This is a genomic window from Bacillus kexueae, assembly GCF_022809095.1.
GTDB classification, from domain to species: Bacteria; Bacillota; Bacilli; order Bacillales; family Aeribacillaceae; genus Bacillus_BZ; species Bacillus_BZ kexueae.
This window is the reverse complement of record NZ_JALAZE010000011.1, coordinates 38,840-60,719: the sequence shown is the minus strand read 5'-3', so window position 1 is coordinate 60,719 and position 21,880 is coordinate 38,840. Positions and strand designations below refer to the sequence as shown.

The 21,880-nt window shown below is 38.1% G+C and carries 14 protein-coding genes and 1 pseudogene; 12 read left to right on the top strand and 3 right to left on the bottom strand.

Features of this window, described 5'->3' with window-relative positions:
• The first annotated feature begins 42 nt into the window (after positions 1–42).
• The 4 genes from asnB (at position 43) to ML543_RS15070 (ending at position 5,915) form a co-directional block, all read left to right on the top strand.
• On the top strand, positions 43–1,947 hold the full coding sequence (gene asnB / locus ML543_RS15085; RefSeq protein ID WP_243388261.1) for an asparagine synthase (glutamine-hydrolyzing): 1,905 nt from the start codon (positions 43–45) through the stop codon (positions 1,945–1,947).
• Between the two features lie 246 nt (positions 1,948–2,193).
• The gene (locus ML543_RS15080; RefSeq protein ID WP_243388260.1) at positions 2,194–3,180 is read left to right on the top strand and encodes a F510_1955 family glycosylhydrolase; all 987 of its coding nucleotides are present in this window, start codon (positions 2,194–2,196) and stop codon (positions 3,178–3,180) included.
• 299 nt (positions 3,181–3,479) lie between these two features.
• Complete coding sequence (locus ML543_RS15075) at positions 3,480–4,052, top strand: plastocyanin/azurin family copper-binding protein (protein ID WP_243388259.1); 573 nt, start codon at positions 3,480–3,482, stop codon at positions 4,050–4,052.
• Positions 4,053–4,640: 588 nt separating this feature from the next.
• Entirely contained in the window at positions 4,641–5,915 is a 1,275-nt protein-coding gene (locus tag ML543_RS15070; protein WP_243388258.1) for an MDR family MFS transporter, read from the top strand.
• A 103-nt stretch (positions 5,916–6,018) separates the two neighbouring features.
• On the opposite strand, the pseudogene ML543_RS17215 reads toward ML543_RS15070, so the two are convergent.
• Positions 6,019–6,123 (bottom strand): annotated as a pseudogene (locus tag ML543_RS17215) (transposase); the annotation flags it as partial.
• Between the two features lie 574 nt (positions 6,124–6,697).
• On the opposite strand from ML543_RS17215, the gene ML543_RS15060 reads away from it, so the two are divergent.
• From ML543_RS15060 to ML543_RS15050, 3 genes are all read left to right on the top strand, one after another.
• Positions 6,698–8,149 (top strand): S41 family peptidase, encoded by a 1,452-nt coding sequence (locus ML543_RS15060; protein WP_243388256.1) that lies wholly within the window; start codon positions 6,698–6,700, stop codon positions 8,147–8,149.
• Between the two features lie 348 nt (positions 8,150–8,497).
• Positions 8,498–8,851 (top strand): swarming motility protein SwrAA, encoded by a 354-nt coding sequence (locus ML543_RS15055; protein ID WP_243388255.1) that lies wholly within the window; start codon positions 8,498–8,500, stop codon positions 8,849–8,851.
• Between the two features lie 74 nt (positions 8,852–8,925).
• Complete coding sequence (locus ML543_RS15050; protein ID WP_243388254.1) at positions 8,926–10,125, top strand: PDZ domain-containing protein; 1,200 nt, start codon at positions 8,926–8,928, stop codon at positions 10,123–10,125.
• A 461-nt stretch (positions 10,126–10,586) separates the two neighbouring features.
• Here the strand turns inward: ML543_RS15050 and ctaD are convergent, their stop codons facing one another.
• Positions 10,587–12,419 carry a cytochrome c oxidase subunit I gene (gene ctaD / locus ML543_RS15045; protein ID WP_243388292.1) on the bottom strand — a complete coding sequence of 611 codons (1,833 nt, stop codon included), beginning with the start codon at positions 12,417–12,419 and terminating at the stop codon, positions 10,587–10,589.
• Between the two features lie 69 nt (positions 12,420–12,488).
• Positions 12,489–13,247 carry a hypothetical protein gene (locus tag ML543_RS15040; protein WP_243388253.1) on the bottom strand — a complete coding sequence of 253 codons (759 nt, stop codon included), beginning with the start codon at positions 13,245–13,247 and terminating at the stop codon, positions 12,489–12,491.
• A gap of 352 nt (positions 13,248–13,599) precedes the next feature.
• Between ML543_RS15040 and recQ the strand changes: the two genes are divergently transcribed.
• The 5 genes from recQ to ML543_RS15015 all read left to right on the top strand — a co-directional run bounded on the left by recQ (position 13,600) and on the right by ML543_RS15015 (position 21,796).
• A complete protein-coding gene (gene recQ, locus ML543_RS15035) occupies positions 13,600–15,726 on the top strand; it encodes a DNA helicase RecQ (protein WP_243388252.1) in 2,127 nt (708 codons plus the stop codon).
• Positions 15,727–16,181: 455 nt separating this feature from the next.
• Complete coding sequence (locus tag ML543_RS15030) at positions 16,182–16,730, top strand: TetR/AcrR family transcriptional regulator (RefSeq protein WP_243388251.1); 549 nt, start codon at positions 16,182–16,184, stop codon at positions 16,728–16,730.
• Between the two features lie 86 nt (positions 16,731–16,816).
• The gene (locus ML543_RS15025) at positions 16,817–19,864 is read left to right on the top strand and encodes an efflux RND transporter permease subunit (RefSeq protein WP_243388250.1); all 3,048 of its coding nucleotides are present in this window, start codon (positions 16,817–16,819) and stop codon (positions 19,862–19,864) included.
• Positions 19,865–20,018: 154 nt separating this feature from the next.
• Positions 20,019–21,497: a methyl-accepting chemotaxis protein gene (locus ML543_RS15020; RefSeq protein WP_243388249.1), complete on the top strand. Its 1,479-nt coding sequence runs from the start codon at positions 20,019–20,021 to the stop codon at positions 21,495–21,497.
• A gap of 77 nt (positions 21,498–21,574) precedes the next feature.
• The gene (locus ML543_RS15015) at positions 21,575–21,796 is read left to right on the top strand and encodes a DUF2198 family protein (protein ID WP_243388248.1); all 222 of its coding nucleotides are present in this window, start codon (positions 21,575–21,577) and stop codon (positions 21,794–21,796) included.
• Positions 21,797–21,880 lie beyond the last annotated feature (84 nt).

Here is a 21,880-nt window from a genome sequence, read left to right as displayed (position 1 = left end):
TCGTACGAAAAAAATTATTCTTTGGAAGAATGGTGAAAAAATATGTGTGGGTTTGTCGGTTGTATTTTTGATTTTGAACAACAAAAAGACATTATGTGGGAAGAGAATTTTTATCAAATGAATAACCAAATTATTCATAGAGGACCGGATGATGAGGGATATTTTTTTGATGAATATGTAAGCTTCGGTTTTCGTCGCCTTAGTATTATTGATATAGAATCGGGACATCAACCACTATCATACGAGAATGACCGCTACTGGATTATTTTTAATGGTGAAATTTATAATTATTTGGAGTTAAGAGAAGAACTTATAAAAGATGGGCTTCAATTGGAAACACAATCAGATACAGAAGTGATTATTGCAATATATAGTAGAATAAGAGAACGTGTGGTAGAAAAGCTCCGAGGAATGTTTGCATTTGCAATTTGGGATAAACAAGAAAAAGAACTATTTGTGGCTCGAGACCCTTTTGGGATTAAACCACTATTTTACATGGAGAAAAGTGATCGATTGTTTGTGGCTTCAGAAAAGAAAAGCATTCTTTCTATATTAGAAAATGACCGTGTGAATCAAGAGTCGTTGCAACATTATTTAACGTTTCAGTATGTACCTGAACCATTAACAATGACAAATGATATATATAAGTTAGAACCGGGTCATTATATGAAAAAGAGGATAGGGGAGCCAATAACAATTTTTCCATATTGGAAAGTACATTTTCAACCGGTTGTAAAAGATGAAGTTGCGCATGTTTATGAAATTCAAAATGCACTCTATGATTCCGTTGAGGTCCACATGAGGAGTGATGTACCTGTAGGAGCATTCTTATCAGGTGGAATTGACTCCACTTTTATAGCTGCCATAGCAAAGGAATTTAACCCGAATTTAAAAACATTTTCTGTTGGGTTTTCTCATGAAGGATTTAGTGAAGTTGATATAGCAAAAGAGACCGCCTCAAAATTAGGGATAGAAAATATTAGTTACGTTGTCTCGCCTGAGGAGTATATGAAAGAATTACCGAGGATTATGTGGCATATGGACGACCCTTTAGCGGATCCAGCTGCAATTCCACTATACTTTATAGCACGTGAAGCTAGAAAACATGTCACGGTGGTTCTATCCGGCGAGGGAGCAGATGAACTATTCGGGGGCTACAATATTTATCGAGAGCCAGAGGCATTAAAAGTGTTTGAACAAATCCCAAGACCAATAAACAACCTTTTAAATAGGGTTGCTCGAATCTTACCAGAAGGTGTAAAAGGTAAAAGCTTTATCGAGCGTGGAACTACACCTATTGAAAAAAGGTATGTTGGGAATGCCAAAATGTTTATTGAGGAAGAGAAACAACTTCTATTAAACAAGTATAAATCAGGGATAGAATATACAACAGTGACATCTAAATATTTTGAACAATCAAAAGGTTATGTACCGGTCAATCAAATGCAATATATTGATATCCATACGTGGCTTCGAGGAGATATTTTATTAAAAGCAGACAAGATGACGATGGCTCATTCCTTAGAGTTACGTGTTCCATTTCTTGATAGAGGGGTCTTTGAAGTTGCAGCAAAAATTCCGCCAGAACTGAAAACAGCATCGCAAACGACAAAGTATGTATTACGAAAAGCAGCTGAAGGTATTGTTCCAGAGCATGTCTTACATCGTAAAAAGCTTGGATTTCCAGTTCCAATTCGCTATTGGCTCAAAAATGAAATGTATGAATGGGCGTTCAACTTAATCCAGGAAAGTCCTACAGAATATTTATTTGATAAAAAAGTGATTTTCCAATTATTAGAGGATCATTACAAAGGGAAAAGAGACTATAGCAGAAAATTGTGGACGCTTCTATCGTTTATGATTTGGCATCAAGTATTTATAGAGCAGAAATACGATTTCACACCTAGCATGGAGGATAAGAAAGAAGCAGTATCACTCATTCATTAAGAATCTTGAGTAGAGTCATCCATCTTTTAATTGTAAGGATGACTCTATTCCGTTTGTTTTATTTTAGCATGTGCCATTCTTTAAATGAACTCTGTTTGTTTTTCAAACATTCGTGCATTCAAGTTAAGTATATATTTCGTGATACGACATTATGTTTTCATTGTTGGAGATGATATCAATTATTAATGATTCATCGGTAAATGCTCAAGAGGAACAATTCATCAAAAAGAACTGGAGGGAATAAGATTGAGAAAACAAGTTTTGACAACTGGAGCAATCATCCTAATGATCATTCTTTCAGCTTGTGGTAATGAGGAAACCGAAACAGGAGAAAATACAGAACAATTACTTAGTGAACAGACAACAGATGAAATGACTGGGATAGAAGAGGGATTAGGTTCAAATGAATTTTTGGAAGGATATAAAGGGGAAATTTCCCATATACACGGTTTAGGCTATGCAGGGAATCAAAACGCTATTTTTTTTGCCACGCATGATGGATTAAAAATATTTGATAATGGAAATTGGTATAAAACAAAAGGTCAAAACAATGATTATATGGGTTTTAATGCAGTAAGCCAAGGATTTTATACGAGTGGGCACCCAGGTATGGGGGTTAATCTTTCAAATCCTCTTGGATTAAAGATGAGTAGGGATAATGGCAAGAGCTTAATCGATTTAGGATTTGAGGGGGAAAGTGATTTCCATGCAATGGGTGTTGGATATGAAAATCATACGATTTATGTGTTGAATGAATACAAAAACTCCAAAATGAATAAAGGACTTTATGTATCTAGAGATAATGGGAATTCATGGAAGAAGGTGCAAGCAAATAATTTAAATAAAAAGGTGTTGAGTATTGCAGTTCATCCAACAAATGATCTAATCATAGCAGTCGCAAGTCAGGGAGGGATTCTTCTTTCAGAAGATGGTGGAGAGAATTTTGATTATATAACTAAAGATAGTCAGGGAACTTCCGTTTATTTTTCAAAAGACATTTTATGGTATAGTGTCTATGAAGGTGACGCAAAGTTGGTAAAGTATTCTCTTCAAGATAAGCGAAAAAGTGAAGTTCCGCTTCCGAAGCTTGGACAGGATGGGATAATATATTTAGCTCAAAACCCTCAAGAACCAAAGGAAGTCGTCTTTGCTACATTTAATGGACATGTGTTTTTCTCAACGGATGGTGCAAGTGATTGGGGAAAATTGGTTTATAATGGCGTTATACAATAGTTTATTCATGAGATTGTTGACATTGTTCGGCAATCTCATTTTTGATTGTAATAGATTATTAAGCCATTTCTCTTCAAAAAAAGTTTTCTAGTTCAATGATAGTAACTAATTGATTACATCTAAATGAGGAGTTCCTCAACTCTCTATTTTTAGTAAACCTAATAAAAGATTCATTCATAATGTTGTTTTAAGGTAAGTGTTCTCCACCGTAATTTAATGAACAACTTAATTTGCGGAATATTCCGTCTAATTATAAAATAGTTAGTATCATTATAAATAATCAACATGGGAGGGGAACAGTGCTGAATATTAATAGACTTTTCTACACAATATTTACGGCATTAGCATTCAGCTTGCTACTTGCAGGGTGTTCATCAACTAACGAAAGCGATGTATCAAAAGAAGATGAAACAAAGGTAGAAGTAAGTGAAGCAACTAGTACGATGGAAGATATCCCTGGTAGTAATAATACTGAGGATTATATAGTCGAAGTGAGTGCATTTGAGATGGGGTATGACCCAAATATTATTCAACTTAAGCAGGGACAAGAGTATGAGCTCATCATGAAAAATGATGGTCAAGTATTCCATGATTTGACGTCTAAAGGTCTTGATGTTGAGATTATCTATATGAGCGAAATGGCAGATCATCCTGAAACGGTCTCATTCATCTGGAAAATGTTAGGCGGGATAAAAGTGTATGCTGATGAAGGGCATGATGAGGGAATGATGAATTCAATTCATTTAAATACTAACTCTGAGGATGTTGTTAAGATAAAGTTCATTCCGAAAGAAACAGGTGAATTCGAATTTTACTGTACAGTTCCAGGACATAAAGAGGCAGGAATGGTTGGAAAGTTTATTGTTCAATAATTAATAAGCTAGTTGAGTAAATAACATTGACATTTGAAGGAAAATTCAGTAAAATTACACCGAAATAGTATAAAAGGAGGTCACGTAACATGAAAACAGTAAAAACGTATGTTCAAACAAAATTTCATAAACAGGATTACGTGACCACATTAAGCATGTAGTTTCTATATGTCTTGTTAGATATTTTTACGCAGGTCACGGATCAAATATCGTGAGCTGCGTTTTTTATTTATCAAAGAGTATGCCTAGGCGCATCGCAGTCTTGCGGTGCGTTTTTTTGTTGTTACAGAAAGTTTACGTTCAATAAAGTGTTAAAGTATTCTCTTTACAGTTTTTTGGTGTCTAGCTCCAAGCGCCATCAGCGACGGAAGCCTCTTTGCAGGTCCTCCAGCGCCCTTCGCCTAAGGACTTGCGCTTTGGGCTTTTCTTATTTGCTTTATTTTGGATACCGAAGCTTTTGCTTTGAGTATATAAAAATATTTTAAATTCAGGAGGTAGATGTTCATGCTTGTAATCATTAGTAAGAAATTTGAGGGAGATTTTGATGGTGGCTAGGTTGTTTGAATAAATGAAAAAGTGGTGATCATCTTGAAATGGAAAGATTGGGATTTAAACTTAAAGATACGCCTTCTTGGAGAAGGGGTTATCAATATTTTATTTTGGATGTATTTTCCGTTTATGTCGATTTATTTTGCCGAGTCATTTGGAAAAGTGACAGCTGGCATGTTGTTAATTGTTTCTCAACTGTTTGGAGTCTTTGCCAATTTACTAGGTGGTTATTTAGCTGACCATATTGGAAGGAAAAAAATGATGGTGTCTTCCTATGTTGGAGCAGGGAGTGCTTTTGTTTTATTTGCGTTCGCTAATTCCCCTTGGTACAATTCGCCCATTCTTACATTCGTCGCATTTTCGTTATTAGGAATATTTTCAATGCTCTATTGGCCGGCCAGTCATGCGATGGTGGCGGACGTCGTACCAGAGCAACATCGAAATGCCGTGTTTGCCGTTTTTTATACAGCCATTAATATTACGGTCGTAATCGGTCCATTACTCGGGAGTTTATTTTTCTTCCAATATCGATTTGAACTGTTGCTAACCGGAATGATGATTAGTTTCGTCTTCGCTTTTATTTTGTGGAAGTATATTCGCGAAACGGCACCGAAAAAACACGTGATTAGCCAACAAAGAGGCGGAAAACGACCATGGTATGAATATGTGAAAGACCAAGTAAGTTCCTATCGAATCATTACGACGGATAAGGTGTTTCTTCTTTTTATTATCGCAGGTATTTTAGTTGCACAAACATTTATGCAGCTTGATTTGTTAATCGCTGTATATGTGTCGGAAATGGTCCCAGACCAAACGCTATTTTCCTATACAATTACAGGTGAAAAGTTATTCGGGATTTTAATATCTGAAAACGGGCTACTTGTCGCCTTGTTTACGGTTGTGATGACGAGATGGATGAGTCGATATAAGGAGAAGTCCGTCTTTATTGGGTCTGCGGTTACGTATGGGATTGGAATGATCCTGTTTGCTCATTCCATGAATATGTTTTTCTTAATGTTTGCGATGCTTATCTTTACAATTGGTGAATTGATGGTCGTAGGGGTTCAGCAAGGGTTTGTGTCTAAATTAGCCCCTGAAGATATGAGAGGGCAATATTTTGCAGCTTCAGATTTGCGATTTACCATTGGGCGTACGATTGCACCTATTGCAATACCTCTTACGACCATGATTGGCTTTACCTTTACATTTTATAGCATTGCCTTTCTAGCTTTCGTGAGTGCTATTATATATTGGAGGATGTTTTATTTGGTAGACCGCCAGCCTGTAAAACAAAAGGCGGTTGTGCAACAATAAAGGGATAGGAGAGGCTGAGTCAAAAGTTCATTAAGATATGACTTTTGAGGCTCATGCCTCTTTTTGTTTTAGGATTTGACTTAATATGGGTATTTTGTGGAAAAAACATGAAATAAATGTTTTGTTTGAGTTCGTTCGCAATTTTTCTAGAGGAATAAATCCCTTTAAAGTTTAAAAATAAAAGAACTTTCAATATCATTTTTGGATGTTAAGGAGGACGAGGGAGAAGAAAAAGAATTAATGGGTTTATGTTTACTCTTTATACAATAAGAAAGGTTTTTACCTTTTAGTTGTGTTGTGGAGGTGACTTCCTCCCCGCGGAAAGCAAGTGTCTGGAGCGCAATGTTCAGATTGATTTTAAAAATGTCTGAAAAAGCAACAATCTATATGAAATCAGCCTTCTTTTTCACTTGCCAGTTTTCGTATAAATGAAATAATTGACCAAAGGCGGTGACTTCTGCGGGACCAGCACGAGCTGAAGCCCCCGCAGACGAACTTGTGACCTCTGCGAAAAGCGTCCACCTTTCGCAATGATGTGTATGCCCAAAAAGATCCTTGTATTTTCAAACAAAGAATGAGTGTCCCCAGCTACTATTGTGACACCCTCATATTTTTTCTTTTGCCGAATGGTTCGGTAGAAGAGTTCATATCGATATTTCTCGTTTCGTTTGTTTTCCTTTCACTTACATGATGCGTACAAGCTATGCATATACTAAAGCAGAGAAGCGATGTACGTGAATCGATTCAGCTGTTGAATTTTAAGACGAAAGGAAGGCTAATTCATGCAAAAAAGATTTTTCTCAATATTACTCACAGTCGGTGTTCTCGTTGGGGTCGTTTATTTCATTCCAGTTGAAAAAAATGAGGTTCCTTTCGAACATGAAGAGGCGGTTCCTACAATGGCAAATGCAGCCGAATCGAACCCTCTAATGGAACATCCTGATTTTGAAAAAGTGATGCAAGCATATGAGTTGATTTCGGAGAAGTATGTGGAAGAAATAGAAGGCGAGGAACTACTTAAAGGAGCCATACAAGGCATGTTATCGGCCTTGGAAGATCCATACTCCGTTTATATGGATAAAGAAACGACCGAACAATTTACTCAGTCGCTCGGGTCTTCTTTTGAAGGAATTGGGGCTGAAGTTGGCATGAACAACGGAAAAATGATCATCGTCTCTCCATTTAAAAACTCTCCTGCTGAAAAGGCTGGGTTAAAACCGAATGATGAAATTATTAAAATCGACGAAATAACAGTGGAAGGGTTAAATCTTCATGAAGCCGTCTTGAAAATCCGAGGTGAAAAGGGAACGACTGTTAAGCTAACCGTTGAAAGAGCGGGCCATAAAGAACCATTAGTCTTTCATGTAAAACGTGATGAAATCCCAATTGAGACAGTCTTTAGTACGATTGAGAAGAAAAATGGCAAAAATATTGGTGTCATTGAAATTACTTCTTTTTCTGAAAATACGGCAAAAGACTTTGAAAAGGAGTTATTGAAGCTAGAAAAAGAAGGAATGGACGGTCTTGTGTTGGATGTGCGGGGAAATCCGGGAGGGTATTTACAATCAGTCGAAGCCATTCTTCACCACTTTATCCCGAACACAAAGCCATATATCCAAATTGAAAACCGAAACGGAGAGCGACAAATGTATCACTCCGATTTAAAAGAAAAGAAAGCTTACCCGATAACCGTTATTGTGGATAAGGGTAGCGCATCGGCTTCTGAGATTTTGGCAGGTGCTATGAAAGAAGCAGGCGGCTATGACATTGTAGGTGAAACATCCTTCGGAAAAGGAACCGTTCAGCAAGCTATTCCGATGGAGGATGGAAGCAATATTAAATTAACGTTATACAAATGGCTTACACCAGATGGTCATTGGATTCATCAAAAAGGGGTAGAACCGACGGTAGAAGTGAAGCAGCCGGATTATTTTAAGGCGCCCCCTCTACAAGTGGGCCATGTTTTAACGAGAGATATGAACAACGAACAAGTTCAAATTGCCCAACTACTTTTATCAGGTATCGGATTTGAGACAGGGCGGCAAGATGGATATTTTGATGAGAAAACAGCTACAGCAGTTAAGGCATTTCAGCAAGTAAACGAGCTTCCACAATCGGGAGATATTGATGCGAAAACGGCTGAGAAAATCAATGAGCATGTTCAATTAGAACGTACGAAGAAGGAAAATGATTTACAATTAAGAACGGCTATTCAATTAGTTGCAACAAACTGACGGGTTGTGTCTAATAAATTGGAGGGGAAAAGCATATTGTTTTTCTCCTCTTTTTTAACGGAAGAATGGTGGCGGGAACAGACTGAGAAATAAGCTGTACTTTAAGGGTAGCTCGTTTTCAAATAAATTTCTAATAACCAGAATGTTCATAAAACAAAAATGGAAAAGTAATGTAAATATTAAAATTAATTAACAAAAAAATGAAATTACCCTTTTTTCATTTCAGTATGATAAAATAATTTCAAAAATTATAATCATTTAGCTTTTGGTGAAAGCGCAATCCACACAAAAGCCGTTTCGTGCTAAATGGATGAATACATAATAGATATAGAAAAGGATGTTGTACAATTGAGCAAGAGATCTAGCACCATTCGTAAAGAAAACTATGAAAAACTGCTTTTACAATTCAAAGAGATGGATATGGCCTTCCAACTTTCGAATGTGCGTGTGTACAAAGGAGTTCAACACTTTTGTGTATACTTAGCGAACTATACATCTATCACGGATGTCGATCAAATTGATCGTGATTGTGTTGAACAATTCCTCAAATACTTAGTCGAAAATCAAAAACGTCTTCATGTGACGTTAACGGATATAAAGAAAACCATTGTATTTATTCAAGAAGTAACAAAAATATCATCGGGTGATCACTTATTTGATTTTTCGTTATCAAATGTATCTCTTTGGTCGAATTTAAAATAAATGGATGTTGAAGAGCGAATGACTTTGGTAGAATAATAGAAAAGGAATCATTTGCTCGAGGTGGTGGGTCCATTTTGATAGAACAGTGGCTCGTTGAAGGAATAAAAGGGATTGGTCGTTACTTTTTACATCCCTTTGTCTATTATTTTATTTTATATTCTCTCGTCATAAGTCACTTGAAAATTAAAAGAGAGAGAGCTTCCTTTCATACGCGTGTGTATGATTATTGGGATGACGTCAGATTTACGTATAAAAATGGCTTTTTAGCGGGAATCATTTTATCCTTGATTACGGTAATTCTCGGGGTTACGCTCCCTTTTGGCACCGTCTTAGTTTGGACAATTGTCACGTTTTTATTTAGTTTACTTGTAAAGCCTCGTTGGTTATCGGCTGCGTTTACGATTGGTGTGACAACCTTTCTTGTTGCCGTCTTGATGAAATGGGGTGCGTATCCATCGTGGATGGATCAATTCCTCGTTGGAATCAATGAAACAAATTTTCAAATGCTCGCCATTTTAATCGTGCTTCTTATTCTAGCTGAAGGAATTCTTGTGTATCAAACAGCTCATAAGCGCACGACACCGTTCTTGGTCAAAAGTAGTCGAGGGCTTCCAATTGGTAATCATGAGGCGAAAAGAACGTGGATTTTACCGCTATTGTTGCTTGTTCCGGGAGGAAATTTTATTTCGCCATCCGGCTGGTGGCCGGTGTTATCGATACACGACCAAACGTACTTAATCCTAGTCGTTCCTTTCGTACTTGGGTTTCAACAGCGTGTACAAGGTTCACTTCCAGAAGAAAGCATTCGTACGACTGGAAAGCGTATTGTTTGGCTTGCTGTTGCTTGCATCGCACCGTTAGTTGTCTCCTTTTGGTACCCGCTATTCGCGTTTGTGACGGTGTTTGTCGCATTAGTAGGACGTGAGCTCATAACGGTTAAGCAACGTTTAAATGACGATTCTGCTGCCTTTTTCTTTTCTAAGCGGGATGAAGGACTGATGGTGCTTGGCATCTTGCCGAATTCTCCAGCAGAGAAGATGAATTTGCAAGTAGGGGAAACGATTTTAAAAGTTAACGGATTCCAAGTAAAGTCTGACAGTGAATTTTATGAAGCGCTCCAAAAAAACCGCGCGTACTGTAAGCTTGAAATTAAAGACTTAAATGGTGAAATTCGTTTTAGTCAAGGAGCGTTATATGAAGGAAGTCATCATGAATTAGGGATATTATTTGTTGAAGACCATCCGAAATGGAAGGAAAGTCGCGTGCCTTCATAAAAAAGTAGGGCTTGCGCGTGAGATTATCACCGTAAAAGACAAAAGCAAGTGGGGACCATTACTCGTTTTCTCCACTTGCTTTTTTTGCTGTTACAGAAAGTTTAAGTCCAATAAAGTGTTAAAGGATTCTCTTTACCGTTTTTTTGGTGTCTAGCTCCAAGCGCCACCAGCTCGAGTCGCTTCGGCCCTGCTGTGGCGATGGAAGCCTCCTCGCAGGTCCTCCAGCTCCCTTCGCCTAAGGACTTGCGCTTTGCGCTTTTTCTGTGAAAATAAAAATTACCTATGAGCTGAATGAGCGATCATGATAGGTAGATGGTAGAAAGAAAAAACCCCGGAGAGAATAAATTTTCATGTCCGGAGTGTGAGTGTAAAATCATGTATGTGTCTTATATACATTATCATGAGTTGATGAGATCCTTAAAGCTTCCGCCATTCTCAAACCAAAAACTACAATCTTCAATTTAAGAGTTTTCGATATCGCTTTTTTCAATATGGTATCCATGATCGTCTTTAATGGATCGGACAAACATGGTGAGAAGGGTAATAATCATCCCAACAATGAACCCAATTATTCCAAGCGGCATGTCGTTTTTGTAGATGATGCTTAAGCCGGCGATAAACAGCCCGAGCGACATGAAGAATGGTAGGATGCTTGAATTTGGCATGTGTATATCTTGAATGGGTTCAGCAGGTGTTAATTCTTTTCTCCCTTCCTGTTTTTCAATCCACCAAGGATCAAGCCCTTTTACAAGGGGCGTTTGCTTGAAATTGTATTCTGGTGGCGGGGAAGGTAGAGCCCATTCCATTGCTCGAGCGTCCCATGGATCGTTGCTAACTTTTTCACCTTTCGCAAAAGCGAGCACAATCATAATTAGTATGATAATCGTCCCTGCTGTCATAAAAATCGCACCCACAGTACTGATGAGGTTCCCTAGTTCGTACCCTTGATTCGGTAAATACGTAAAAATTCTCCGAGGCATACCCCACATTCCTAAAAAGTGCTGAATGAAAAACGTTAAATGAAATCCGATAAAAAATAACCAAAAGGCGATTTTCCCTAGCGTCTCATTGAGCATGGTTCCGAACATTTTCGGCCACCAAAAATGAAGAGCTGAAAACACGGCAAAGGCAACTCCCCCAACCAGTACGTAATGGAAATGGGCTACGACAAAGTAGCTGTCATGGAATTGATAGTCGGCAGGTGCAACAGCAACCATCACTCCAGTCACACCACCAATCGTAAAGGAAACGATAAAAGCGACAGCCCATAACATGGCGGCAGTAAATCGAATATTTCCACCCCACATCGTAAACAGCCAGTTAAAAATTTTAATCCCCGTTGGTACAGCAATAAGCATCGTCGAAAGGGCAAATATGGAGTTCGCTATTGGACCTAACCCCGTTGTAAACATGTGATGGGCCCATACCATAAATCCGACAAACCCAATTAAAACAGTCGCAAAAACCATCGACGTATAACCGAACAGTCGCTTACTTGAGAAAGCGGGGATGACTTCTGAGAAAATCCCGAAGGCCGGAAGCATTAAGAGATAAACCTCTGGATGACCGAAAATCCAAAATAAATGCTCCCATACGACAGAATTTCCTCCTAACGAAATATTAAAAAAAGCTGTTCCAAAAAGTCGTTCAAATGTTAAAAAGAGCAACGCAATCGTTAACACAGGAAATGCGAATAAAATAAGAGCAGACGAAACAAACGTCGACCATGTGAATAGAGGCATCCGCATATACGTCATTCCTGGTGCTCGCATGTTAATAATCGTGGTCATGAAATTAATGGCTGAAATAAGTGTCCCAATTCCGGAAATTTGCAACCCAATCGTGTAAAATTCCGTTCCGTGATTCGGATTTTCCATTGCTAGCGTTGTATACGATGTCCATCCTGCATCAGGTGCTCCCCCTAAAAACCAGCTTAAATTGAGCAGCAATCCCCCAAATAGAAAAAGCCAAAAGCCGAGTGAATTTAGAAATGGAAAAGCTACATCTCTCGCTCCAATCTGCAAGGGGACAATCGCATTCATAAAGGCAAACAAAATAGGAGTAGCCGCCAAAAATAGCATTGTCGTTCCATGCATCGTTAATAATTGATTATAAAAGCCAGCTGAAACAAAATCGTTTTGTGGGACCATTAATTGAATACGAATTAATAATGCTTCTAAGCCTGCAAGAAGAAAGAAAAAGAGGCCAGAAAATAAATAAAGATGTGCAATTTTTTTGTGATCTACCGTTGTTAAATAATCGAGAATAACATTGCTTTTGTAACGCGTCGTCATGTCCAAGCTGTTGTTCCTCCTTACCATTCATTCACCTAGATATCCACATTTTGTGCAATGTGGAGACTTTTATTCATTCAGAAAGGATTTATTGTCTTTTCGCGTTTTGCCAAGCATTCCTGCTACATTGATGGAGTCTACTACATGCTCTCGCTTACTCCATTTGGCTAGGAAGCTCGCCAAAGCAATCAAGTGTACGATAAGTTGCGAGCTTAATAAGAAATAGATACCTAAATTTAAATGCTCTTTTTCAATTGTTGGAAGCTTGCAAATGAATAAGAGGTATATCATACATGTCGTTATGACGAAGTTATAGATAACTTGAATGGTTGCATGCTTTTCCCTCGGTTGATGAGTAAAAATAGATGGAATGATAATATTCCACCACAATAAATAGGCACAAAAGAAAAGGAAAGCATGGATAACAGGATACATGTTTGAAGAAGGGTTAACGATTGCCAACATAAAAAAGAAAGAAAAAAAGATTCCTCTTGCTGTAGAAGGTTTCGTAAAAAAGAGAATGTATCTTCTCGTCTTATAATGCCAGTAAAGTCGTCGTAAACTTTTTTTCCATGCTAGTAGTAAAAGAGGGGGAGCAACATACCACATCATAGTTCCGTACACCATCTCGAATACGAAAGGGTGGATTGATAAGAGGGGAACGATGTGTGCGAACAAAATGAAGAAAGCTCCGCTACAGACAAAAAACACTTCTTGTTTTGTAAGCTTCTCCATCCGTTTATGAACTTGAAAGGTAACATAATTAATGACAGAAAATAAACCAATACCAATTCCAATGATAACTGTTTCGTGTGTGATCTCCATCAAACAAGGACCTCTCCTTCATTATTTAAATCCATCATTAATCTGTATTAGAAAAGGGGAATCTATACATGATTTTTATTTTTAGTAAAATCATTTCTGATGATTGTTGCTTTTAGTGTCTATAAAATACCCTGTTCAGATGCGGTTTCACTCTTTGTTAATCAAGTGGAAGGTGCTTGATTCCTATCGAGAAGGTCAAGTACCTCTCTGCGGAAAGCAATTGTCCTTAGCGTGATGGTAAGAGTTCATTTTAAAAAGGTCTTACTAAAAAATCGATAGTTTTCCTTGTTTGGTAAGATAAAAGAGTGAAATTTATATCACGAAAAAGTAGATTCAAGAAGAAGCAGGTGATGAAATGATTGCAAAAGCAAAGGAAGTTTTGCAAACCTTTTTCGGCTACGAGCAGTTTCGAGAAGGGCAAAAGGAGATTGTTGAAAAGGTATTAAAAGGGCATGATACCATTGGAATTTTACCGACTGGAGGTGGAAAATCCATATGTTATCAAGTACCAGCCTTATGTTTAGAGGGAATTACACTTGTCATTTCCCCCCTCATCTCCTTAATGAAAGACCAAGTTGATTCGTTAGCGCAAAGTGGAATCCATGCAACTTACATCAATAGCTCACTAACAGGAGAAGAAATCGATCAGCGAATTATGAAGGTGAAAAAAGGAGAATATCGATTACTGTACATTGCTCCTGAACGACTAGAGTCTCCATCGTTTCTCTCTTTCTTACAAGATCTCCCGTTATCCATTGTCGCCATTGATGAAGCACATTGTGTTTCCCAATGGGGGCATGACTTTCGCCCGCATTATCGTATGATTCGCCCGATGCTTGATGAGCTAGAACAAAAACCGATTGTAGTTGCATTAACTGCCACAGCTACACCTGAAGTGCTTCAAGATATTCAAAATCATTTTCGAATTGAACGAGTGAATGTAGTGATGACTGGTTTCGCACGTTCCAATCTTTCCTTTAACGTTGTAAAAGGTGTTAAAAAACAAGCGTTTCTATTTGAATATATAGAGAAGAACAAACATCAGTCTGGAATTATTTATGCAGCCACGAAAAAGGAAGTTGATCACCTTCATTCTTTTCTCCAGAAACAAAACATTTCGGTTGCCAAATACCACGCAGGCATGGATAAAGAAGAGAGGGGAGAAGAGCAAGAACGCTTTTTACATGATGATGCACAAGTGATGGTGGCGACCAATGCATTTGGGATGGGAATTGACAAATCCAACGTCCGTTATGTCCTGCATTATAATATGCCGAAAAATATGGAATCATATTATCAAGAAGCTGGGCGAGCGGGCAGAGATGGTGAACAAAGCGAGTGTGTGTTGTTATTTTCGCCGCAAGATATTCAAACGCAAAAATTTTTGCTTGAACAATCTCATTTTCAAGAAGAACTAAAGGAAAAAGAATATGAAAAACTTAAACAAATGGTTGATTATTGTCATACCGAATCTTGTTTACAGCGATATATTTTAACATATTTTGGAGATGAAACGACCGTTACTTGTGGAAAGTGTATGAACTGCTTGGATGACCGTCCTAAAATTGATGTGACAACTGAGGCGCAAATGATTTTATCTTGTATAAAGCGAATGGGTGAAAAGTTTGGCAAAACGCTCGTTGCTCAAGTACTAAAAGGATCCAAAAATAAACGGGTGTTGGAAATGAATTTCACAAAACTATCTACTTATGGATTGCTTAAAAAACATTCCGAAAAGGATATCGTTCACTTAATAGATTTCCTCATTGCAGAAGGGTTTGCTGATTTAAAAGGAGATCAATATCCGGTCGTCATCTTAAATGAACAATCGAAAATGGTGCTAATGGGAGAACGAAGGGTGTGGAAAAGGAAAATTATGACAACAGAGAAAATTGTCGTCGACGATGAACTATTTGAGCGGTTGAGAAAACTACGCAAAAGAATAGCAGAACAAGAAAAAGTGCCACCGTTCGTAATTTTTGCTGATAGTGCTTTAAAAGATATGAGCAGAAGATTACCAACCACCATTGACCAATTTCTGATGGTGAAAGGAGTCGGTCGAAAAAAAGCAGAAGCATATGGAGATTTATTTTTAAGCACCATTCGAGCATTCATTGAAGAAAAAGGGATTCATCCGGAAGCATCTATGAAGGAGCAAAAGCAAAACAACAACGAAGCCCCAAGCTATAAGCAATCCTTCCAACAATTTCAAACCGGAAAATGCATTGAGGACATTGCAAAGGAACGGGGGATGTCTGTCGTGACCATTGAAAATCATGTGTTTCGTTCTATTCAAGAAGGTCAATCAATAGAATGGAGTCGCCTCATTTCAGCGAATCATGAAGAAATAATTTTAGAGAAAATAAAAGAAATTGGAAAGGAAAAATTAAAGCCGTTAAAAGAAGCGTTACCTGAAGACATTACGTATCGAGAAATAAAAGCTGTTATTCTGAAATACTCTTTATCTAAAGCTCTTTTCTAAAGGATTGTTGCTTTAGTACATTGTTCAGAATCGTATTTACACGATGTAATGAAGCAGGAGACACGTGCCTCCTGCGGGATGTAGAGGAAAGGACGAGACCCCACATGCGCATGCCGAAGAGGCTCGTAGAAAAGTGGAGGCGACTGTCCAGCCACGAGAGGCTCTCCCGTACTGAGATATAGGAGATACTGCGAGTAAATCGAGCAGATATCGACTTATCGTAGGGAGGGAGAGCATCGTTCGCTAGACGCTAGGAGCCGAAACTAGACACCTCCTCGCGGAAAGCACGTGTCTGGAGCGCAATGTCCACAATTGATTTTAAAAAAATGTCTGAGAAAACAACAATCTATACGAAAACAGCCTTATCTAATTAACTGTACCCTTAGTTCCTTTCCTTTGAACAAAGTGCTAAGATAAAAGAATATCGTTAAATTTAATTTAGAACGGGGATTATCATGACACGGAAGAAAAAATTCAGTGAAGAGGAAATTATGCAGGCAACCGAAGAATTGCTCTTAGAGCGTGGTTATGATCATTTCCACTTTAAAGCTCTTTCGGAACGATTGGCGATTTCTCGGAGTACGATTTATGAGTATTATGCAAACAAAGAAGAACTAATCAAAGTTTACATGCAAAAAATTATGCAGTCGATTTTTACGGAACTGGAGCAAATTGAAAAAGAAGACGCTCCGTTAACGCAGTTGAAGCAAATACTTCAGCTCTTTTTAAAGTATTACAAGATTAGACACGTTTTTCATAGTCAGCAGTTCGTGTTTTCAGAAAACATGAGAGACATGTTCAAAGAATTTGAGCGTATTCGTATGATTATTGTCCAAATTATTCGACGAGGGCAAGAGCTTGAACTAATACGGACAGATATACCGGAAGATATGATGGTAAACTTATTTTTTTATGCGATTGAAATGCCGAATTGGCAAGGGGCATCCGTGGAAGAAATGAGTGAAAACTTATATAAAATTTTTGTCGAAGGAATTAAACGATAAAATCTTCTCTTTTAATTGACACATGTGTCGGGTTCTGTTTTAATTAAACTGACACGTGTGTCAATTTTTTTGAGGGGAGCTAAAGAATGAATTTTTTAACGAAGTTTAGCTTGAAAAACGCCGTAGCAGTATTCATTATTTCATTTCTATTTATTTTAGGAGGATTGTATTCATTTAATAAGCTGAAAGTCGATTTGTTACCAAACATTGAATTTCCACAGCTTTCAGTTGAAATTATTTACCCAGGTGCATCACCAGAAGATATTAACGAACAAGTGACAGAAAAGCTTGAAAGTCGTTTTAAATCCATTGAAGGACTAAAATCGATGCAAAGCTCCTCGTTTGAAAGCATCGCTATAATCAACTTAGAGTTTCCTTTTAATACTGATATAGATGAAGTAGAGCAAAAAGTGAATGAATATTTGGGAGACGCTGACCTTCCTGAAGTCGTTCAGACGCAAGTGAATCGCTTCTCATTTGGTACATTCCCGATTTACAATATTTCGCTTTTTGCGAAAGATGATGCGGATTTAGAGGCCATTATTGAGGAAGAAATCATCCCAGATTTAAATAAAATTGAAGGCATTAATAGTGTATCGGTCGGAGGATTAAAGGAAGAGCTGCTTCAGATTACTATTGATAAAGAAAAAGCGCTGGCAGCGGGCTTAAGTTTAGACCAGATTAAACAACAAATTAATCAAAAATATTTATCGTTTCCAGCAGGAAACATTGGGGTTGATGAATTAAATATTCCAATTCGTGTTCAAGAGAGCATGGATGCGATAGAAGAGCTTGAAAAATTACAGCTACAATCAACGTTTGCGCAAGGGAACGCTCAACCGATTAGCTTGAAAGACATTGCGATAATTGAAAAAATAACGGATCAACCTGAGCTAACCCGCTATAATTTACAAGAGTCGTTGTCGATGGCGATTACGAAAAAGCAAGATGCGAATACCGTTCAAGTCGCGAATGAAGTTATCGAAGTTTTAAACGCGTACTCGGATGAAGTTGACTACGCCATTGGATTTGATTCAGCAGAGGGAATAGAAAAGTCGGTTCAAACGCTAATTAAAGAAGGTTTACTTGGTGCCCTTTTCGCATCGGTAGCTGTACTACTGTTTTTACGCAATGTACGGGCAACCATTATCGCGATTATCTCCATTCCACTATCCTTGCTCGTTGCATCGATCTTCTTATATCGTTTAGATATTTCATTAAACATTATGACGCTCGGTGGAATGGCTGTTGCGGTTGGACGTGTTGTTGATGACAGTATTGTTGTCATCGAAAACATTTTTAGGCGGGTCCGTAAGTCAAAGTCAAAAATAAATGATGAAATCATTCTCGATTCTACGAAAGAAATTTTAAAGGCTATTACATCATCAACGATTACAACGATGGTTGTTTTCTTACCATTAGGATTCGTTGGCGGAATTACGGGTGAGTTTTTCTTACCATTTGCCTTAACGGTTGTCATCGCCTTATTTATGTCTTTAATTGTATCGATAACGATTGTCCCGATATTAGCCAAGTTTTCATTTAAAAAAGTGCCACAAGAAGAAAAAGAAACGAGATTGCAGCGGTTATATGAAAAAGCGATCGATTGGTCCTTATCTCATAAAATTGTTGTCATTATCCTTTCGATTGCGCTGTTAGGTGGCTCTTTTGCCATTGTTCCTCAACTTGGGTTTGTCTTTATTCCAAATGAAGAACAGAAATCTTTGATTGCTAGCGTAGAATTACCGTCATCTACTTCTTTAGAGAAGACAAATGAAGTGTCACTTCAGTTAGAAGAAATGTTTGACGAACGAGGAGAAATCGTAGAAGTTACGGCGGGTGTTGGAAGTCGCGATTTCCGAACAGGCTTAAAACGTCAAAATCAAGCGAGTTACTTCTTAACGTTAGATGAAGACGTCGAAGTTCGAGATTTTATCGCTGAGCTTGAAAAAGACATGGAGGCCATTGTATTTGAGGAATCGCCAAATGCCAAATTAGGTGTTCAAGAACTTGAATCAGGAGGACCTCCTTCCAATAACAACGTAAATATTAACTTATATTCCACAGAATTAGCTGACTTACAGGAAGCTTCGAAAAAAGTGGAAGCGTATATGCTTGAACAAAAAGACTTAAAATATGTGACGAACAACTTCTCAGAAAAGCAAACACAAATCGTCGTAGACATTGATTCGGAAAAGTCTGCTCAGTACGGATTATCTGGCTTTCAAATTTTAGGAACGGTTGCCGATCAAACAAAGCCGGTTGAGGTTGGGACACTAACGTTGGACGGTGAAGATCGTTCAGTTCAATTGGCTTATGACGAAGACTTAACGTCTTTATCAGAACTGGAAGAAACGGTGCTCTTCTCCACTCAAGGTCCTGTTGTCCTTAAAGAAGTTGCGGACGTACAGGAGGTTGAAACGTTTACGTCGATTCAAAAGCTTGACGGAAAAGTTTTCGCCCAAGTATCTGCTCAAATTGACTCAGATAACATTCAAGTGGTGACACAAGAAGTCATTGCAGGTGTTGAAAAATTAGATCTCCCGGACAGTGTTTCGTTAGAAGGGGGCGGAGGTAGTGATGAAACGGTTGAGACATTCCAGCAGCTAGGCCTTGCGATTCTTGTTGCAATCGGACTTGTGTACATTACCATGCTCATCACCTTTGGAAAAGCGCGAATTCCGTTTATCATTTTAACATCACTCATCTTTGTACCAATCGGATCCTTAATTGGATTATTCATTGCCAATGAACCGATGTCGGTAAGTGTTATGATTGGGTTCTTAATGTTAATCGGTATCGTGACAACGAATGCAATTGTCTTGGTGGATCGAATTGGGCAAAATCGAGAAGAAAAAGGAATGGCGATTAGAGAAGCTTTAATTGAAGCGGGCAAGACTAGACTTCGTCCGATTTTAATGACAGCTTTCGCGACGATTGCAGCGCTGATTCCGTTAGCACTCACAACTTCTTCTGGAACATTGATTTCAAAAGGGCTTGCCATCACAGTAATTGGTGGATTGACGTCATCTACGTTGCTCACGCTAATCATCGTCCCAGTCGTGTATGAATTATTCTTCTTCAAACAAGTGAAAAAAGAACGAAGAAAAGTAGCGTCCGATTTGGATATGTAATACTGTTCAATCGTTCAAAAACGAACCTTTAAGAATGTGGGAAAATCTCCATTCTTAAAGGTTTTTTTGTTGGTGATTAAATTGTCTGAAAAGTAAAAGATTTTACGAGATAACCGATATTAAAAATGTACACTTTTTTTGAAGGGGAGTTAACATGAGTGAAATCGCTATTTTGAAAGAAAAAGATTTGAGTCAAAAAAATACGATTATTCTTTATACGTTTACCGTCGCATTTATGGCTGCGATTGCTCATTCCTTGATGGAAGGTGATCGCGCGAAAATTATGTTCTACCTTTTAGCGACAATTAGTTTGTTGGTGATTTATTTTGTTACTCAAGTATGGTTGAAACGAAAAATACTTTTTCCCTATCTTTTCACCGTCGTCAACTACGGAGTTATGATTTCTTCGATTTTCTTATTCGGTGGAAGGGTTACAACCGTTGCGATTTTTTTCCTTCTCGGTTTATGTACTGCCATTCACTTTTATCGTAAGTTGTTTTTTATCGGTTATGCTCTCGGGTTTATCGGCATGATTGCCAATATTTCATTTGCTACGAATGAATCAGTCGTTCTCATTCATAATGCATCATCTCTTTATTTGACATATATTTTATTAGGAATGGTTCTTTTCATTATCATTCGTTTAAATGAGCGTCAGTTCACACAAGTAGAGAAGCTATTGCTTTCGGCTGAAGCTGACGCTGAGCATAAAGAGCAGCAAAAGAGAAAGCTAGAAGAGAATGTTAAGGTGATGTTACGACACATTGATACAGTGAACACACAAGTCAGTCAAAATGTGCACTCGCAACTAGAAATTCGCCAAACCATTCAAGAAATGGCAGCGGGAAGTCAAAATCAAAGTGATGATATCCAAAATATTGCACGTCATGCAAGTGAAACGATGGATACGATGGGGTTATTGGTGAAGTTCTCTAATGAACTCATGCATGAAGTTCAAGAGTCAGAGCAGTCAGCACGAGCAGGCGAATCACAGATGAAGAGACTGGAACAATCAATGAATGAGTTAATGGACTTGATGAAAACGCTTAACCAAACATTTCAACAGTTATCAACAAAAGTGAAGGAAACGAATTCCTTTGCTGATAGCATTCAAAAAATTACGGAGCAGACAAATTTACTTGCCTTAAATGCTTCGATTGAAGCGGCAAGAGCAGGAGAGTCAGGAAAAGGATTCGCAGTTGTCGCACAAGAGATTCGAAAGCTAGCAGATATGACACGGCAAACAGCTGAACGAATTACCGAAAACTTACGAGAGTTAAATGGAAAGAATGAAGAAGCTGTTCAACAAATGTTTGTTAGTCATCAGCGGATAGAAGAAAACGTACAAGCTTCGACCATTGCGGCATCATCGTTCGAAAAAGTAGCGACAACATTTATCCGAATGTCAGCTAAATTTGATGAATTTTCAACTCTATCATCGGAAGTTCTACGAAAGTCACAACATGTGGAAAATTCGACGGAATCCTTAGCGGCTGTAATAGAGGAGGCGGCTGCCTCATTAGAAGAAATGAGTGCGGTTGTTGACCAGCTCACAATTGAAAACGAAAAAATTGCAGATAACATGAGGGTAACAGCTTCAAAAGCAGACGATATTCGTCATTCTTTAACCTAGTCTTAAATCCGTTGAATGATTGGTTCCCTTTCCCTATAATGAAACTATCATAAGCGATAGCTGAGAGAGGTTACCAAATGTTTAAACTAATTGTAGCGGCCTTTATGCCATTTTTACTAGTATTATTTTTTGATCGTGTAACGTATAACCATTATGTAGCGACAGCGTTAACCGGTGCGTTAATCATTGCTTCCTACTACGCTGGCTATATGGACTCAATCTATGTTGGCCTATTAGATGTGGCGAGTTTAATAGGAGGATTTATCGTCGCAAAAAATAAAAGAGAACAAAGGGAATAAAACGGAGGCTGTCCAAAAAGTACAGCCTCTTTTTTATCGTAAATTAAATTCGATTAATCTCATCCGGTGGCGGACGCTTTCCTC

Coding starts and splice junctions, on each gene's coding strand:
- recQ (WP_243388252.1), top strand. CDS start 13,600: ATGATTGCAAAAGCAAAGGAAGTTTTGCAAACCTTTTTCGGCTACGAG.
- ctaD (WP_243388292.1), bottom strand. CDS start 12,419: ATGACGACGCGTTACAAAAGCAATGTTATTCTCGATTATTTAACAACG.
- ML543_RS15060 (WP_243388256.1), top strand. CDS start 6,698: ATGCAAAAAAGATTTTTCTCAATATTACTCACAGTCGGTGTTCTCGTT.
- ML543_RS15030 (WP_243388251.1), top strand. CDS start 16,182: ATGACACGGAAGAAAAAATTCAGTGAAGAGGAAATTATGCAGGCAACC.
- ML543_RS15020 (WP_243388249.1), top strand. CDS start 20,019: ATGAGTGAAATCGCTATTTTGAAAGAAAAAGATTTGAGTCAAAAAAAT.
- asnB (WP_243388261.1), top strand. CDS start 43: ATGTGTGGGTTTGTCGGTTGTATTTTTGATTTTGAACAACAAAAAGAC.
- ML543_RS15025 (WP_243388250.1), top strand. CDS start 16,817: ATGAATTTTTTAACGAAGTTTAGCTTGAAAAACGCCGTAGCAGTATTC.
- ML543_RS15015 (WP_243388248.1), top strand. CDS start 21,575: ATGTTTAAACTAATTGTAGCGGCCTTTATGCCATTTTTACTAGTATTA.